This is a genomic window from Yoonia sp. MH D7 (genome assembly GCF_054439475.1).
On record NZ_JBTJCF010000001.1, the window covers coordinates 3,276,852 to 3,294,065 of the forward strand.

The 17,214-nt window shown below is 54.7% G+C and carries 14 protein-coding genes; 7 read left to right on the forward strand and 7 right to left on the reverse strand.

Annotated elements, in window-relative coordinates; all coding sequences use genetic code 11:
* Positions 1–41: 41 nt before the first annotated feature.
* Positions 42–470: a DUF1489 family protein gene (locus tag ACXLHR_RS16300; RefSeq protein ID WP_458792422.1), complete on the reverse strand. Its 429-nt coding sequence runs from the start codon at positions 468–470 to the stop codon at positions 42–44.
* A 201-nt stretch (positions 471–671) separates the two neighbouring features.
* Here ACXLHR_RS16300 and ACXLHR_RS16305 point away from each other — a divergent pair, with 201 nt between their 5' ends.
* From ACXLHR_RS16305 to ACXLHR_RS16315, 3 genes are all read left to right on the forward strand, one after another.
* Positions 672–2,954, forward strand: a complete 2,283-nt coding sequence (locus ACXLHR_RS16305) for an adenosylcobalamin-dependent ribonucleoside-diphosphate reductase (protein ID WP_458792423.1) — start codon at positions 672–674, stop codon at positions 2,952–2,954.
* Between the two features lie 782 nt (positions 2,955–3,736).
* Positions 3,737–6,004 carry a beta strand repeat-containing protein gene (locus tag ACXLHR_RS16310; protein ID WP_458792424.1) on the forward strand — a complete coding sequence of 756 codons (2,268 nt, stop codon included), beginning with the start codon at positions 3,737–3,739 and terminating at the stop codon, positions 6,002–6,004.
* A 117-nt stretch (positions 6,005–6,121) separates the two neighbouring features.
* Positions 6,122–8,413, forward strand: coding sequence for an Ig-like domain-containing protein (locus ACXLHR_RS16315; RefSeq protein WP_458792569.1), 2,292 nt, complete (start codon positions 6,122–6,124; stop codon positions 8,411–8,413).
* Between the two features lie 355 nt (positions 8,414–8,768).
* Here ACXLHR_RS16315 and ACXLHR_RS16320 read toward each other — a convergent pair whose 3' ends face one another.
* Positions 8,769–8,915, reverse strand: coding sequence for a hypothetical protein (locus ACXLHR_RS16320; RefSeq protein WP_458792425.1), 147 nt, complete (start codon positions 8,913–8,915; stop codon positions 8,769–8,771).
* Between ACXLHR_RS16320 and ACXLHR_RS16325 the strand changes: the two genes are divergently transcribed.
* From ACXLHR_RS16325 to bluB, 4 genes are all read left to right on the forward strand, one after another.
* The gene (locus tag ACXLHR_RS16325) at positions 8,914–10,065 is read left to right on the forward strand and encodes a benzoate/H(+) symporter BenE family transporter (protein WP_458792426.1); all 1,152 of its coding nucleotides are present in this window, start codon (positions 8,914–8,916) and stop codon (positions 10,063–10,065) included. The two genes, ACXLHR_RS16320 and ACXLHR_RS16325, sit on opposite strands and share 2 nt — an antisense overlap.
* A 206-nt stretch (positions 10,066–10,271) precedes the next feature.
* The gene (locus tag ACXLHR_RS16330) at positions 10,272–11,306 is read left to right on the forward strand and encodes an IS110 family RNA-guided transposase (RefSeq protein ID WP_458790674.1); all 1,035 of its coding nucleotides are present in this window, start codon (positions 10,272–10,274) and stop codon (positions 11,304–11,306) included.
* A 540-nt stretch (positions 11,307–11,846) separates the two neighbouring features.
* On the forward strand, positions 11,847–12,416 hold the full coding sequence (locus ACXLHR_RS16335) for a DJ-1/PfpI family protein (protein WP_458792427.1): 570 nt from the start codon (positions 11,847–11,849) through the stop codon (positions 12,414–12,416).
* Positions 12,417–12,530: 114 nt separating this feature from the next.
* The gene (gene bluB, locus ACXLHR_RS16340) at positions 12,531–13,154 is read left to right on the forward strand and encodes a 5,6-dimethylbenzimidazole synthase (RefSeq protein WP_458792428.1); all 624 of its coding nucleotides are present in this window, start codon (positions 12,531–12,533) and stop codon (positions 13,152–13,154) included.
* Between the two features lie 422 nt (positions 13,155–13,576).
* Here the strand turns inward: bluB and ACXLHR_RS16345 are convergent, their stop codons facing one another.
* The 5 genes from ACXLHR_RS16345 to ACXLHR_RS16365 all read right to left on the reverse strand — a co-directional run.
* Positions 13,577–14,743, reverse strand: a complete 1,167-nt coding sequence (locus ACXLHR_RS16345; RefSeq protein WP_458792429.1) for an APC family permease — start codon at positions 14,741–14,743, stop codon at positions 13,577–13,579.
* Positions 14,744–14,864: 121 nt separating this feature from the next.
* Positions 14,865–15,059 (reverse strand): hypothetical protein, encoded by a 195-nt coding sequence (locus ACXLHR_RS16350; protein WP_458792430.1) that lies wholly within the window; start codon positions 15,057–15,059, stop codon positions 14,865–14,867.
* Positions 15,060–15,169: 110 nt separating this feature from the next.
* Positions 15,170–15,904, reverse strand: a complete 735-nt coding sequence (locus tag ACXLHR_RS16355) for a pseudouridine synthase (RefSeq protein ID WP_458792431.1) — start codon at positions 15,902–15,904, stop codon at positions 15,170–15,172.
* A gap of 227 nt (positions 15,905–16,131) precedes the next feature.
* Entirely contained in the window at positions 16,132–16,725 is a 594-nt protein-coding gene (yczE, locus tag ACXLHR_RS16360) for a membrane protein YczE (protein WP_458792432.1), read from the reverse strand.
* 200 nt (positions 16,726–16,925) lie between these two features.
* Positions 16,926–17,214 (reverse strand): hypothetical protein (locus ACXLHR_RS16365; RefSeq protein WP_458792433.1); only part of this gene is annotated, 289 nt, incomplete at its 5' end.

The window sequence follows — 17,214 nt, forward strand, 5'->3', positions numbered from 1 at the left end:
AGGATAGTTGGGCGTATAGCTCGCAATGAATATGTGCGGGTTTAGCGCACGCCGATTGCTGCCAGTGCTTTTGACAATTCCGGTGGCAGGGATTCTTCGTTTTGCACTCCGTCGGGTAGGTCTTCGGGTGCGTCTGCGGGTTTCAGATAGCGCCAGCCTTGGAAGGCACGTTTTGGGGTTGCTGCGACGCGGACCAGTTGTGGATCGCTGACGATTGCGCAGCGCCGGATGCCGTCGTTGCCGATCCGTTCGTCAAGGCGGATGATCCGTTGTCTGCATTGAATGATGCCTTTGATCACCCAAAAGATGGAACCGCCGTTGAGCACTTCGTCGCCCCGTTTGGGCCACATGCGCGTGACGTGTTGCGGGTAGCCGTCGGGCGTTTGCACTTGTGGCATGGCCTGCCACGCAGCAAGCCCCGCCATGTCATCGGTGCCGACGGAAAGTTTGAGTAGGTGAACGGTTGCCATAGAATCCTCATTTAACCTGGTGTAAGCTAGGTCATAGTGGCGGGATATCAACGCGGCTAAATAATTTCAACATATATGTGAGTTTCTCGTTTACGCTACCACATGTAGTGGATACATGGTGTTCAATACCGACCCGCTTTGCCCGTTTCCGAATCTGTGTAGTTCTATTCTGCACCTCTGACCACAAAAGAAGGCCTGCCTATGACCCGTTTTGCTGCCCCTATCGCCGAACAAATTTGGGATATGAAATATCGTTTCAAGGAAGCTGACGGTACGCCGATTGACGCGACTGTCGAGCAGACGTGGGAGCGTATTGCGAATGCTTTGGCCGAGGCCGAGGCGGACCCGAAAGCATGGGCGCCAAAGTTTTACGATGCCTTGGAGGATTTCAAATATTTGCCAGCGGGCCGTATTACCGCAGGTGCGGGCACGGCGCGTCAGGTCACATTGTTCAACTGCTTTGTGATGGGCACAGTGCCTGACAGTATGGGCGGTATTTTCGATATGTTGAAAGAGGCCGCGCTTACGATGCAGCAGGGCGGCGGCATTGGTTATGATTTCTCGACGGTGCGCCCGAAAGGTGCTGCGGTGAAAGGGGTTGCTGCGGATGCCTCTGGCCCGCTGTCGTTCATGGATGTCTGGGATGCGATGTGCCGCACAATCATGTCTGCGGGTTCGCGCCGTGGTGCGATGATGGCGACAATGCGTTGTGATCACCCCGATGTGGAGGATTTCATTACCGCAAAATCCGACCCTGCGCGTCTGCGTATGTTCAACATGTCCGTGCTGATTACCGATCCGTTTATGGAAGCGGTGAAGGCTGGTGGGTCGTGGGATCTGGTGTTTAAGGGTGAGGTTTACCGTACTGTGCAGGCCCGCGATTTGTGGGATGCGATCATGACCGGCACCTATAATTACGCCGAGCCGGGTGTTATTTTCATCGACCGGATCAACCAAGATAACAACCTGAATTACTGCGAGACGATTGCTGCGACGAACCCTTGCGGCGAGCAGCCATTGCCGCCTTATGGGGCCTGTTTGCTGGGCTCTGTGAACATGGCGCGTTTGGTGGCGCACCCGTTTGAGGCGAATGCGGGCCTTGATGTGGCTGCGATGCAGGAACTGGTCGCAACTGCGGTGCGCATGATGGATAACGTGGTGGATACCTCGCTGTTCCCACTGCCCCAGCAGAAAGCCGAAGCGCAAGCCAAACGCCGTATCGGCCTTGGCGTGACGGGTCTGGCCGATGCCTTGCTGATGGTTGGCCTGCGCTATGGGTCGGAAGAGGCTGCGGCCCAAACTGATACATGGATGCACGCGATTGCCCGCGCTGCGTATCTGGCTTCGGTGGAATTATCGAAGGAAAAGGGTGCGTTTCCACTATTTGATGCCGAGAAATTTCTCGCCTCTGGTGCGATGCAGAACATGGATGCAGATGTCTGTGACGCGATCCGCAAGCACGGTATTCGCAACGCATTGCTGACCTCGATTGCTCCGACCGGGACGATTTCACTTTATGCGGGCAATGTGTCGTCGGGCATCGAACCCGTGTTTGCCTACGCTTACACGCGTAAGGTTTTGCAGAAAGACGGGTCGCGCACAGAAGAAGAAGTTGTTGATTATGCCGTGCAGATGTGGCGTGATTTGAAAGGCGACGAGCCTTTGCCCGACTACTTTGTTAACGCGCAAACATTGGCGCCGCTCGAGCATGTTCGCATGCAGGCAGCTGCGCAAAAGTGGATCGACAGTTCGATTTCCAAGACAATCAACTGCCCTGAGGATATCGGCTTTGATGAGTTCAAAGAGGTTTATATGGCCGCTTGGGATCAGGGTTGTAAGGGCTGCACGACGTATCGCCCCAATGATGTGACGGGGTCTGTTTTGTCGGTGTCAGAGGACAAAACCCCTGCCGAGGTTCCCGCGCAATTGCTGGTGGACGATGAAGGCGCAGAGGTGATTTACATGACCGAGCCGCTGGATCGTCCCACCGAGTTGGATGGTGCAACGTATAAGTTGAAGTGGCCTGACTCGGAGCATGCGATTTACATCACCGTGAATGATGTGGTGATCGCAGGGCATCGTCGTCCGTTTGAAGTGTTCATCAACTCCAAGAATATGGAGCATTTTGCCTGGACGGTTGCCTTGACGCGTATGATTTCGGCGGTGTTCCGTCGCGGTGGAGATGTGTCGTTTGTGGTTGAGGAGCTGAAGGCGGTGTTCGATCCGCGGGGTGGTGCGTGGATTAAAGGCAAATATGTGCCGTCGATTTTGGCCGCAATTGGTGGTGTGATCGAAAAGCACATGGTCGCGACGGGTTTCTTGGCGGGCGAAGGCATGGGTCTGAAATCTGACCCCCAAGCCGACGTTGTCGCGATTGGCGGAAAGCCCAAGGGCAAGGCCTGTTCGTCGTGCGGCGAGTACGGGGTGCGCATGGTGGAAGGGTGCATGACGTGTGGGTCGTGCGGGTATTCTAAGTGTTCCTGATGAAATACTAAGTTCAGTTAGGTGTAAAACACAGCATTAAATGTCCATTATGGCCGATTTTTTGTCCATCAAAAACAAGGTAAGTGTCCACTGAAAAATCCATATTTGGGTTAAGTGTTTTATAACAACACCTTATGGGTTCGTTGTCGCGGACAGACCTATGCATACCCAAGAAAAGCAAGTTTCGCCGCGCCAAAGGGTGCGGCGTTAGCTTTTGATTGGCCCCAAGGGACGGCCCATTGCAGACCTCCTGCTCATGATCGCAATACTGCGGTTCGGCCTGTCGAATCGGCCATTCGCTGCAACTGCAAAAACTGAGATGGCCAAATTCAGACTGCCGACCTTTCCATACCTTCGCTGCAGGTGGACCAATGGCCGGTTCAGCGAACCGTCCAAAAACTGTGGATACTGGTGAAAAACTCCGTCTTATCTGAAGCGGGCCTTTGAAAGCGGACAGGCGTTCTATTTTAAGCTTTTTCCACCCCCGAACTGGCCCTATCGCTCAACTTAGAAGGGCGGTGTTCTGTAAAATCTACCACGAAAAATGTCCAATTTTTTCACCAGTATTGGTATTTTTTGGAGAGGGCCGATCGAAGCCTTAGGTGTTAAAACCGCAATGGCCGTTGGCCATGTTGATGTGTTCGCCATGATTCCTGTGGGTTTCTGAGCTATTAAATTTGCCACAGGTGGGGATCAACACGCGACTGCCACAAAATCTCCTTGCTCATGCCAGAAGTGTTGGCCAATGATCCGGCGATCTGCAGCTCCAAGGAAAACCCAACATGTCCTATTTCTCCATCCCCCGCAGCATCATCACTTTGTTTAGCTGTTTGTTCATGTTGTTCGCCTTTGCAAATGGGCCGGTGCTCGCCCAGACGAATTTGGGATCAATTGATCTGGCGGGCATTTCTGTGACGCCGCCTGCAACAGTCGAACGGACTGTGATGCTTGGCACTGGCACCGTTACTCAGTTGCAGGTGTCTATGGAGGTACAGCACTTTGTGGATTCGGCTCCGAGCGAGACACGTCTCACAATTACGCCGCCAAGTGGGGCTCCTATTACAATATCCGGAGGTGACATGGGGCTTCCTTCAGGTGGTGGCGTGTTAGCATCGACGAACAAGACGATTATATTTTCTACTCCCAGGGATGCCTCAGGAACGTGGAAAGTCGGTTTTTCCGACAGTAATGACGACCTCGGAGATCCCGATTACACGATTAACAGCGGAACCCTGACCTTTCAGCAGACGAACACCAGCCAGAGCATCACGGCCGCGCCGGTCACTGCGACCTATGGCAACAGCGTGACTTTCACGGCGACAGCATCCTCCGCGCTGCCAGTGAGTTATAATCTGTCAGAATGTACAAACATTCTCGCATCTAACGGTAGTAATGTGCTAAGCGCGGGCTCTTGCACCGTCACCGCCTCTCAGGCCGGAAACGCAACTTATTCCGCCGCGTCGGACGTCAGGTTTGACCTTACGGTGGCCCCACGTGCGGTCACCATCACAGCCGACGCGCAATCCAAGAGTTATGGGGATACACTTGCTCTCGACAATACCGCCTTCACGACTTCGGCGCTCCCGAACGGCGACAGCATCGACACCGCGACCTTTCTAGGTAGCACCGGCGGCCCCTCAACTGCGGATGTTGGCACCTATACTGACGATATTAAGATCGGCTCGGTAAACGGGTCTTCGGGCTTTGATATTAGCAACTATGCCGTGACCTATGTCGCTGGTGATCTCATCATAACTCCTCGTGCGATCACTGTGACTGCCGACACGCAGTCCAAAAGCTATGGGGATGCACTTGCGCTGGACAATACCGCTTTCACCGCTCCGATTTCACCCAACGGCGAGAGCATCGATACCGTGATCTCCAGCAGTGCCAGTAGCATTGACACGTCGGGGACAGTGGATGTTGGTACATATATTGACGAGATCACGATCAGTGGTGCCAGTGGGGTGGGTGGTTTCAACCCGAGCAATTATAACATCAGCTATATCTCTGGTGATCTCACCGTAACCCCGCGCGCCATCACCGTGACCGCAAGCACACAGTCCAAGGAGTTTGGCGAAACGCTTACGCTCGACGATACGGCCTTCATCGCTCCGCTGCTGCCCAACGGTGAGCAGATCAGCCAAGCAACAATGACATCGGCGAATGCAGCCGATAGCAACGCCGTAGTAGGGACCTATACCGACGACATCGTCATTACTGGGATCACTGGAAGCAACGGGTTTTCCGCTGCAAACTACACAATGAGTTTCCTTGCTGGAGACCTCGTTGTTGTCGATACCACGGCCCCCACGGTGATCATTGGCGCACTGACGGCAACCGGAAACGGCACCTACACCGCCGCGATTACTTTGTCCGAAGCGGCGACAGACTTTGCGTTTGAAGACCTGACGCTGACCAACGCCATTGCTACACTCGCGGGCTCTGGCAGCAGCTACATCGCGACACTGACACCGAGTGCGGACGGCGAGATCCGGCTTTCGGTCGCCGCCGACACCTTCACTGACGCGGCAGGCAACGATAACACTGCCTCCATCGAAGTCACCGCGACCCACGACAGCACAGGGCCTACGGTCAGCATTGGCGCACTGACGGCAACCGGCAACGGTACCTATACCGCCGCGATCATCTTGTCCGAAGTGGCGACAGACTTTGCGCTTGAAGACCTGACACTGACCAACGCCAGTGCGACACTCGCGGGCTCGGGCAGCAGCTACATCGCGACACTGACACCAAGTGCGGACGGCGAGATCCGGCTTTCGGTCGCCGCCGCAACCTTCACTGACGCGGCAGGCAACAATAATACTGCCGCCACCGAAGTCACCGCGACCTATGACAGCACGGCCCCAACGGTGAGCATTGGCGCATTAACGGCAACGGGCAACGGCACCTACACTGCCGCGATCACCTTGTCCGAAGCGGCGACAGACTTTGCGTTTGAAGACCTGACGCTGACCAACGCCATTGCTACACTCGCGGGCTCTGGCAGCAGCTACATCGCGACACTGACACCGAGTGCGGACGGCTAGATCCGGCTTTCGGTCGCCGCCGACACCTTCACTGACGCGGCAGGCAACGATAACACTGCCTCCATCGAAGTCACCGCGACCCACGACAGCACAGGGCCTACGGTCAGCATTGGCGCACTGACGGCAACCGGCAACGGTACCTATACCGCCGCGATCATCTTGTCCGAAGTGGCGACAGACTTTGCGCTTGAAGACCTGACACTGACCAACGCCAGTGCGACACTCGCGGGCTCGGGCAGCAGCTACATCGCGACACTGACACCAAGTGCGGACGGCGAGATCCGGCTTTCTGTCGCCGCCGGCACCTTCACTGACGCGGCAGGCAACAATAATACTGCCGCCACCGAAGTCACCGCGACCTATGACAGCACGGCTCCAACGGTGAGCATTGGCGCATTAACGGCAACGGGCAACGGCACCTACACTGCCGCGATCACCTTGTCCGAAGCGGCGACAGACTTTGCGTTTGAAGACCTGACGCTGACCAACGCCATTGCGACACTCGCGGGCTCTGGCAGCAGCTACATCGCGACACTGACACCGAGTGCGGACGGCGAGATCCGGCTTTCGGTCGCCGCCGACACCTTCACTGACGCGGCAGGCAACGATAACACTGCCTCCATCGAAGTCACCGCGACCCACGACAGCACAGGGCCTACGGTCAGCATTGGCGCACTGACGGCAACCGGCAACGGCACCTACACCGCCGCGATCACCTTGTCCGAAGCGGCGACAGACTTTGAGTTTGAAGACCTGACGCTGACCAACGCCAGTGCGGCGCTCGCGGGCTCGGGCAGCAGCTATATCGCGACACTGACACCGAGTGCGGACGGCGAGATCCGGCTTTCGGTCGCCGCCGACACCTTCACTGACGCGGCAGGCAACGATAACACTGCCTCCATCGAAGTCACCGCGACCCACGACAGCACAGGGCCTACGGTCAGCATTGGCGCACTGACGGCAACCGGCAACGGCACCTACACCGCCGCGATCACCTTGTCCGAAGCGGCGACAGACTTTGAGTTTGAAGACCTGACGCTGACCAACGCCAGTGCGGCGCTCGCGGGCTCGGGCAGCAGCTATATCGCGACACTGACACCGAGTGCGGACGGCGAGATCCGGCTTTCGGTCGCCGCCGCCACCTTCACTGACGCGGCAGGAAATGATAACACTGCCTCCACCGAAGTCACCGCGACCCACGACAGCACAGGACCTACGGTCAGCATCACAGGGGCTCCTACGTCTTTTAGTGACGCCGAAGTATTGACAGTAACGGTGACATTCTCGGAAAGCGTCACAGGTTTTGAACCGTCGGACATAACTACGATGAATGCGACAGTGACTGGAATAAGCGGCTCCGGCGCGATCTATGCCGCGACGTTGCTGGCCACTGGAACTGGAGATGTCACCCTGTTTGTCCCGAGGGATGTTGCCTCTGATGCCAGGGGCAACGGTAACTTAGCCTCGAATACGGTCAGCATCGCCAATGAGACCGCGGAGCACACACAAGAGCTTATTGCGGGCTATATGCAGAGTCGTGCCAACCAACTTGTCAGCAGCCAACCGAGCTTGATCGGTTTCCTGTCGGGCAACACCAGCAGAACTCTTGATCTAACCGCCTCGCGCGGAAACGGGTCTTTTGATTTTGCGTCCGGTGAACAATACCCGATCTGGGTGCAGGCCAACGGATCATGGATCAACGACGGTGACAGTGAGAGCCGCTACGTGTTTGGGGCTGTTGGTGGCCACCACACTGTTAATGAGAACTTGCTCGTCGGAGCGATGCTACAATTTGACCACATGGACGAAGATACCGGCGCGGCGTCTGTCGCAGGCACGGGTTGGATGGTCGGCCCATACTTCGTTGCACGCGAACGTAACCAAGCTCTCTACTATGAGGGGCGGTTGCTTTACGGTCAAACGCGCAATGAAATCCGGCCATTCGACACCTATGAGGATAACTTCAAGACCAAAAGGATGCTTGCGCAGTTGAAGGTCGCGGGGGACATTCGCTACGACACGACGACATTCAGCCCGTTCATGGATGCGTCTTACACCACCGACGATCAACAAAATTACACCGACGGTTTGGGTAACGCGATTGCTAAACAGGGCATTGCACTGGGCCAGATAGAAATCGGGATCGATTTCCGTCATAACCTCGCCGTCAGAGACGGAGAGCTGGAAATTTGGGGTGGGACATCGGGCATCTGGTCACACGTCAGCGGAAGCGGCTTTGCTTCCACGGTCACACCCAATTTCGAAGGTAGTCGCGCACGCATTGAACTCGGCCTGAACCGAAGCCTGTCTGTCAACAAAAGCTTCTCTCTGACAAGTCACTATGACGGGATCGGGGCCGGTGACTACGAAAGCTATGGCGTAAGCATCGGCTTTGAAACGCAGTTCTGAATAGGTCGGATCGAGACGAAAACGTCTCGGTCCGGTTGCTAAACTGTTTTGAAAAGAACCATGGAGGACAAAACGTTTAAGCTGCCATTAGTTCACTCCGCAACATCATTCATTGTGGGCTCAATGCCGCCGTTCGACAGGTCGCAGCACTCTTGGGTTTGACCGCTCGATGAACTGCAGATTTCGCGGGGCTTCCCCTGAGACATTGCAAACGCAGCGACGTTCCGGTTTCCGCCCCCTGTCTCGATCGACGCTCACGGCCCATTGCCGACATTGGCTCGTCGTTGGGCATGCTGCGGTGCGGCCCGTTAGACCGGACATTCGCTGAGCGTGCCAAAACGGTGGATGGTCGAACTCACACACTGCGGAAGAAGCTTCCGTCTGACTTGCGTTCATGAATGACTGCTATGGAAGATTCAGCAGAACTCTGAAAAAGTGTCGAAAAACCAAAATGGGCTTTCAATCCAATGTTCCAGAACCGTTCAATACCTGCAATTTCCATGGGGCTGCTCGCTGCGTTTGTAGGATATTCAGCGTCCTTCGCCATTGTGCTTGCGGGGCTTACGACGATGGGTGCCAGCGATGGGCAGGCTGCGACCGGACTGTTCTTTGCTACCATGGGCATGGGGATTGGCAGCATCTGGCTGCCTGCCGTGACGCGTATTCCCGCTGCCGTGGCATGGTCCACGCCGGGCGCCGCTTTTCTTGCGGCAACAGCTACTTTGCCGGGTGGTTTTGGCGAGGCTGTCGGTGCGCTGATCCTATGCGCCGGATTGATCGTCCTAACCGGTTTCATTCCAGCCCTTGGCCGGATCGTAGCCGCAATCCCGAAACCTATCGCGAATGGGTTGCTGGCAGGTGTTCTGCTCAAGCTATGCCTGGCTCCTGCGCTTGCGCTCGGCACTATTCCATTATTGGTCCTGCCGGTGCTGGTCGCGTGGCTCATTGGGCTGGCATGGAACAGGCTGGCCGCGATGCCGTTCGCGATGATTGCGTTCCTTGTGGTGCTCTATTTCGCCGTTGATACGTCGGGGAACACCATTGAAGCAGACATAGCATGGTTGCCGGCCGTTGCCCCCGTCGCGCCGATCTTTACGATCCAGTCATTCTTTTCCGTCGCCCTGCCGCTTTATCTGGTGACAATGGCGGGACAGAACATCCCCGGCTTTGCTGTATTGGAGCTGAATGGCTACGCAGTTGAGCGGCAGCCGCTGATCCGAAACACTGGCCTAATAAGCCTCGCGTTTGCACCGTTCGGGTCGATCCCCGTCAATATGTCCGCGATCACAGCAGCAATGATGACAGGTGAGGACGCAGGCCGTGATCCGACTACCCGCTATTGGGCTGCGATCACATCAGGTATCGTTTATGTTTTACTGGCCTTCGCCGCAGCGCTTGTAACATCCTTGGCCAGCCTTGCGCCGCTCGCTCTCATCACTGCGGTGGCTGGACTTGCGCTTATCCCAGCTTTGGTTGGCTCGATCTCGGCTGCCTTCAGTGAGCCCACCCAGTTGGAAGCGCCATCACTCACGTTTTTAATTGCAGCAAGCGGCATGACGCTGTTCGGTGTAAGCGGGGCATTTTGGGGTGTTATTGTTGGTGCGCTCATTTGGCTGGCAAAATCGATAACGACCCGGGCAATCGATCAATAGTCAAACCTCATTCAATGAAACCAGACATTCGTGCATCTTGCAGCATTGGTTACATTGGGCTTTCTGCCGGATTGCAGCATTTTTCCCATTAGGTGCCTCAGCCCCCAGTAAGGACGGCCCAAAGCATGCGTAATTGGGCTACCCTCTGTTCTGAGGTCGAGCTCCCGATAAGATCACAGGATGACTGTGAACAAGGGAGAAAGAAGATGGAATATTTTGCCGGAATAGACGTATCGCTTCGATCCTGTGCGCTTTGCATTGTTGATGGCAGAGGAAAAGTGCTTCTTGAACGAGAGCTGCCCTGCGAGATCAGCGATATCACTAAGTACCTTGCTGAGTTCGCACATCCGATTGAACGGGTGGGCTTTGAAGCGGGCACGATGAGCCAGCACCTGTACTTCGGTTTGACAGCAGAAGGCTTCGATGTGGTTTGCATGGAGGCGCGACAGGTCAATGCGGCGCTATCAGCAATGCGGAATAAAACTGACAAGAATGATGCTCGCGGGATAGCTCAAGTGCTACGCACGGGCTGGTTCAGCCCGGTACATATGAAGAGCCGAGAGGCCCATGGCGTCCGTGCCTTGCTTAGCACGCGCAAGGCATTGCTAAAGAAGACAATGGATCTAGCCAATGAAGTGCGCGGTTTATTAAAGATATTTGGCATTCGTCTGCCCAAGACTGTGCAGCACGGCAGTTTCGATGGTGTTGTCCGACCGATGATCGAGATGGATGACGTTCTGGCCCATGCCTTGGTGCCACTATTAGATGCACGTGTTGTGTTGTATCAGCACTTTCTGGAACTGGATCGGCGTGTCAAACGCGCCGCCAGCCAGGATGAGGTTTGTATGCGAATGATGACCGTTCCGGGTGTTGGACCGATTGCATCATTGACCTTCAAAGCCGCTGTGGACGATCCTACGCGCTTCAAACGGTCACGAACTGTAGGCGCGCATTTTGGGCTAACACCGCGACGATATCAGTCAGGTGAGCACGACAATCCTGGTCGTATATCGAAAGCGGGGGACAGAGACGTTCGCGCAACTTTGTATGCAGCTGCAAACGCTTTGCTGATGCGGACGATGGCCGGATCGCAGATCAAATCTTGGGGTATGCGGCTAATGCGCACCAAGGGTCGTCGTCGCGCCGTTGTAGCTGTCGCACGTAAACTCGCCGTCTTGCTCCACCGGATGTGGATAGATGGCACAGAATTCCGTCAGGACCAAGTGGGGGGCAAGGCATGACCTAAAGCCCAAACACCAATCCTAACGGGGTCGTCCCTCACCGGACGAGGTTCGTGGAAGAAGCCGAAAATGTCTGCTGCGCAACGTGAAGCGCGTCCCAAAGCAAGGCTCTCCACGTCCGATCCGACATATGCGTGCAGCGGTGCCATCACGGCATCAACCAGACTGCGAAGAGAAGCGTGACCCGGATGAGTGACAAAGACCCGGAAGAAAGAAAGAAGGAAAATGAGCTTGACCCAAACGCCCAATTAGAGAAGCCGACTTTAAGCGGCCCACAACTATGCTGCGGTGCGGCCCATGGAAGGAGACATTCGCTGCGCCTGCTAAACTAGGTGATCAGCAAATTCACACTGTGTGGACTTAGCCGACAATTGCAGCACGTGCGTTAATGTCGGGTTAGTCGGGCCGTTCAACAAACGGTCGTTTTTGGGAGGATTTTGATGATTTGAAAGAAGTCTAAAACTACCGAACTAGATGGGCATTGCGAAGGTTAAGTGTTCCCTCTATGTTCCAATTAAGCACCAGATAAGGAATATGTTCATGGCAAAAATTGCAGTCGTTCTCACGCAAGGGTTCGCAGACTGGGAATATGCTTTGATTGGTGGAACTGGTGGTCCATTTTATGGACTGGATGTGCAATATTTTTCACCTGAAGCTGGGCAATTGACTTCCCAAGGAGGGCTTACCGCTGTTGTCTCTCAGGACTTAGATGCGCTTTCAGCTTGGCAGCCAGACGTAGCTGTAGTCGTCGGTGGCACTGTCTGGGAAACAGAAAAGGCGCCAAATATTAGCGATTTCCTCAAGACGCTGCATGAGAGCGGCACATATATTGCAGGCATATGCGGCGGAACGTTGGCATTAGCTCGTGCAGGTTTACTAAATGATGCGCCGCATACTTCAAACGATGCCGATTTCCTAAAGCAAAACGCGGCTGACTATGCGGGGGATACGCATTATCAGGCGAGTCCGTCAGCAATTTCGTCTGGGCGTTTAATTACCGCACCCGGCACAGCACCAGCAAGTTTCACTGCTGCTGTGTTTGAAGCTGCTGGCTTACCGAAAGAAACCTTAGCTCAGTTCAAAGGTATGATGGCTGCTGAACACGCATAAACGTGTTAATGGCGAGAGAGTCCTTCAGGCTTCTCAAAAACGCTCGTTTTTGGAACACCTTTTCAGGTGTTGTAAATATTGTTAGGCCTACGCTGAAGAGCGAGGGCCGCAACTGTGGAATTTACTGACATGCATCGTCTTGCGTTTGACGACCTACTTAGGTGGCGGCGCGATGTCCGGCACTTTCGAACGGATCCGATAGATACGGAACTTCTTGAAAAGCTACGACAGAGGATGGATTGCGCTCCCTCCGTTGGGAATGCACGCCCTTGGCGCGTGTTGCAGGTAGAAAAACCTAATTTGCGAGAGGACATCATTGCGAATTTCGAAACCTGTAACTCTTTAGCGGCGGAATCCTATACGGCTGGCCAGCGACAGAGTTATCATGCGCTTAAGCTGGCTGGTTTACGCGAGGCGCCAGTTCATCTTGCTGTGTTCACAGATAAGAAAGTTGAAGAAGGAAAAGGTCTAGGACGACAAACGATGCCCGAAACATTAACGTATTCAACCGTGATGGCCATACATACATTATGGCTTGCTGCACGAGCAGAGAATATCGGAATGGGTTGGGTTTCTATTTTGGATCCTGCAGAAGTCGCAGCGACGCTTACTGTCCCGCCCAGCTGGTCGCTGACTGCCTACTTATGTCTGGGCTATCCTGAAAAGAGTTCAGACACATCGTTGTTGCATGAAGTTGACTGGCAGAAGAATACGAGACATTCGTGGCAGATAAAATGACATCATGGTCGTTTCTTAAAATCTCCCCAATAAGCTCCTTTTTGGAACACGCCAAAACCGCCCCGATTGACGCTGCCAATAACCCCGTTCAAAACCTAAGTGGTTGTTGGAGGTTTTTGGAAGGCCTCATGATAGCGGACAATCGTGCAACGCGCAGCATTTGTTAAAGTGGGCTCTCACCTCCCATTCTCCGCCTCGCAGCATTAAGACGGTTCTGTCCAGATCACGTCGTTACGGACGGCCCAAACCTGCCGTTCACGTCCACCTCAAGATGCTGAAGTGCGGCCCGTCATTGCGGACTTTCGCCGCAATCGCGAAATCGAGTGTCGTCTGGATTCACACAATGCGGACTAAGTGTGAATTCGCCGCACCTGCACCGATGTCCGCTTTAGACTATTCTACCGCTGATCCGAAAACGGCTATTAGGATCCGGCCAACCCCAACACTGCGAATGCTATCCCCTTGCGACTGCTCGTATCCTCGTAAAACGCGCCCTTTGCCGCAATACATGCCTGGAGCGCGTAGTAGAGCGCGAAGGCGCGAGAAGCATAACTGATGATCTCAAACACGCTCATGGTCCATGTCAGGCACAAACCAGCTGCACACAAAACAGTATAACCACCGCGCGGCGATATATACTTGGCTGTTAACTCGCTCAACAACCCACCAGACCCACCTGCATCGGCAACAGCAGCGCTGAATTGAGCACTGATTGCGGCGACAATCAGAAGCCATGGCAGGATGGGCGCGACGGTTGCCATCAGGTCAATAATGGCAGTTTCATCAAGCTCCAACCCGCTTGGTAGAAAGACGTAACTGAGCAAGAGGATATAGATCATATAGATGGCCGTCGCCGTCCATTGTGCAAGACGCATCGACTTTATCCTGATGTGCGCGCTATACTCATCTCCGAGATAGCGTGACGTCTCGAAACCCTGAACCGTGACCAACAATCCGGCTGTCAATGCAAAGGCTTGCCATCCGCCAACCGTCGGCGGATTGGCGACAAGGCCACCCAGCGCGGCTTTTTGCACAAAGAACCATCCAAGGCCAAAAAGAAGCCCGATGATGATCGATAGCTTCACCCCAACAGAGATTTGTTCCATCCGCTCGAGAGCGTGGAACCCCCGTGTCCATCCGACAATCAAGATGATCAAGAATACTGCGCTTGTTACCAGCTTCGCATAATAGGGCTCATCAAAGGGGATCAGGCTGACCGTAAATGATCCAAGCAGGTTCAAGTAGTATGCAACTGAAATGATGTAGGCGAATGCCAAGGCCCAAGACGCAATCGCCTCTAACCTGTCTTCTGTTTTGCTGCGCACACTATTGATCTGTGCCAGCCTTGCAATATTGAATCGAATTGCGCCACCGAAGGCGTAGGCAAGGACACAGAGTGCCGCCATGATCAGGGGTGCGTATTGACCGAACGAGGCATTCAGGATTGGTCCGAGCACCAGAAACCCGCTACCGATAATCGAAGCCAATGGGGTGATCGCTGCACGCCAAACCTGGCAATTGGCCAGCTTAGGATAGAGTAGCACTCCGCCAGCGAGGACGGTGAAAAGAACAATAAACACATTCAGCATAATCGCATGTTTATCGGGGGCAGGTGGGAAGCGATACAGCAATCGGCGTTGCGCGACGCTTCAATCATTGACGACCTTCGCCATGCCGCAGAAAATCGGTAAAGAGGGCTCTCTGTCGCCATTAGATCGATCGCAGCATATTCGCCAGACCCATCGCACGCCCCAAACGTGGACCGGCCCATTGCTGCCGTTCGCGAGGGTACTCGAATGCCGCCCCAGCAACCCGCATTGCGGACATTAGTGCAGGGTGCAGCATTTCAGCCGACTTGAACTCACACAAGGCGGACTTGGCCGACGTTCGCAGTAGGCCGTCCAACGGCTGCTCCACTGCCCTAGCTGAGGTTTAACCACAGAGAAACCAAAGGCATGACCTCCACAAACTTAGGTGTCATTCAGTCTCTCATGCGAGATCACGCCGCCTTTGGCCTACTGAAAGATCAAGGCGATCTCTTCTTCACTCAACAGCTTCCACTGACCGGGAACCATGCTTTTAGGAAGTGAAAGACCGCCCAGACGTTCGCGGCGCAGTTCCTCGACGTGGTTGCCGGTGGCAGCGAACATGCGGCGGACCTGATGATATCGGCCCTCGGTCACACTGAGTATAGCTTCGGTCCCCAAAATCATTTCCAATTCGGCAGGCGCCAGCGGCTTGTCCTCGTTATCCAACATCAAATGGCCCGAGGCAAACAAGTCGCCCTCGGTGCCATTGAGCGGGCGGGCCAGCTTGGCGCGGTAGGTCTTTTTGACGTGGCGTTTGGGGCTGATGACACGGTGCAGCAGGTCGCCATCATCGGTCAGCAACAAAAGACCGGACGTCTGCTTGTCCAAACGACCGATGGTCGAGATCGCCGGATTACGCGATTTCCAGCGCTGGGGTAGAATGTCATACACCAATGCACCGCCTTCCTTGTGGGAACAGGTCATGCCCAAAGGCTTGTTCAAAAGGATCACCATGCCCGCGACGGGATCGAGCGCCTCGCCGTCGATCTTCATCCGGGTCGTCAAGTCTGGAGTGACTGGGATGCGTTTAGTGACGTCCAGCAGTTCAGCGCCGTCCAGGATTAAACCGCCGGCCTTAGCCATTTGCGCCATTTCCTTGCGCGACCCATAGCCCATAGAAGACAGGAGCTTGTCGACGCGCGAGATTGAAATCTTGGCCATTGTTCTTTGCTCCTCAATTAGAGGTCCGATAACGGAGATGAGGATCCAACCGAGGGGTGGGGCAGAAGGATTGAGGGGCAGTTGATAGGGAACACGGTGAACTTAATGAAATTTGTGTTCTTTTTGAAGGGCACATTTGTACGCTCCGCGGCATTCGACATAATGGGCTCTAAGGCGACATTGATCGGCGATAACCCGCACCAAGTTTCTCGCCCTTTCGGCAGATGTTAATCTGCGGTGCTGCGAAGTTGTAAAATCTGCATCCCAATTGCCATTGCTGGTCCGATACCCAAGGCAAAGAAAACCGTGCCCAAGCCAAGCGTGCCGCCCAAGGCCCAACCGATCGCAACGACAGTCAACTCAAGAAACATGCGCACGAGTGCGATGGGTTGATGTGTGATTGCCTGAAGACCGGTCATGAGACCATCTCGAGGCCCTGGGCCTAAGTTTGCGATCAGGTAAATCGCCCCGCCGAACCCGGTCACCAACACACCAAGCAGTGCCAGCATGGCATTCGCAACATACGACTCAAATGTTGGCAAATAGGGCAGCACGTATTCCAGGACCAACGATATTATGATCGCGTTGAGGATCGTTCCGATCCCAGGTGTTCGCTTGAGTGGAATCCACAAGACCAAGACGCATGCGCTGATGATAAAGCTCGCAAACCCCAAGCTCCAACCTGTCATATTGGTCACGCCTTCCGCAAATACGGTCCAGGGACTCACGCCAACGCCGGCTGTGACCAGCAATGCTTCTCCAAGGCCAAATACTACCAGGCCAATCACGAGAAATGCGACTGACGCCAATGGCGGTTTCATTGTGAGAGCCGATGGCGAACTCCATCGGAGCTTTGGAACGGACGTGACTGAAAGAAAACTCAAAGCTGGATCCACGCAAAATTGTTAAATGAGTAAGATTTGTGCCCGTTTGGGCAGGACAGGGCAAGACTAACATTCGCAAAACACGCGTCCTAGCTATGTTGCTCAGCATACAGTTCCAGTGTTGTGGTTCTCATCCTTCAGGTTGCTTCGTCGAAACACAGCAGCCAAAATCCTGCACACCGCTGCATTCGTAAAAATAGGCTCATTGCCGCCATCGGATGCAGCGCAGCATTCACCCGATCGTGGCTTTGATTGGTGGCACGAGCGGCCCTTAGCAGCCGTTCGCCCACGCTCGGCCATGCCGCAGTGCGGCCCGTCAGACCGGCCATTCGCTGCGACCGCGAAATTTGGGGGTGGTCGGATTTATAGCCTGCGGACTTTTCCGACCTTCGCTGCGGCTGCACCAGTGACCGCTTCGACGAACCG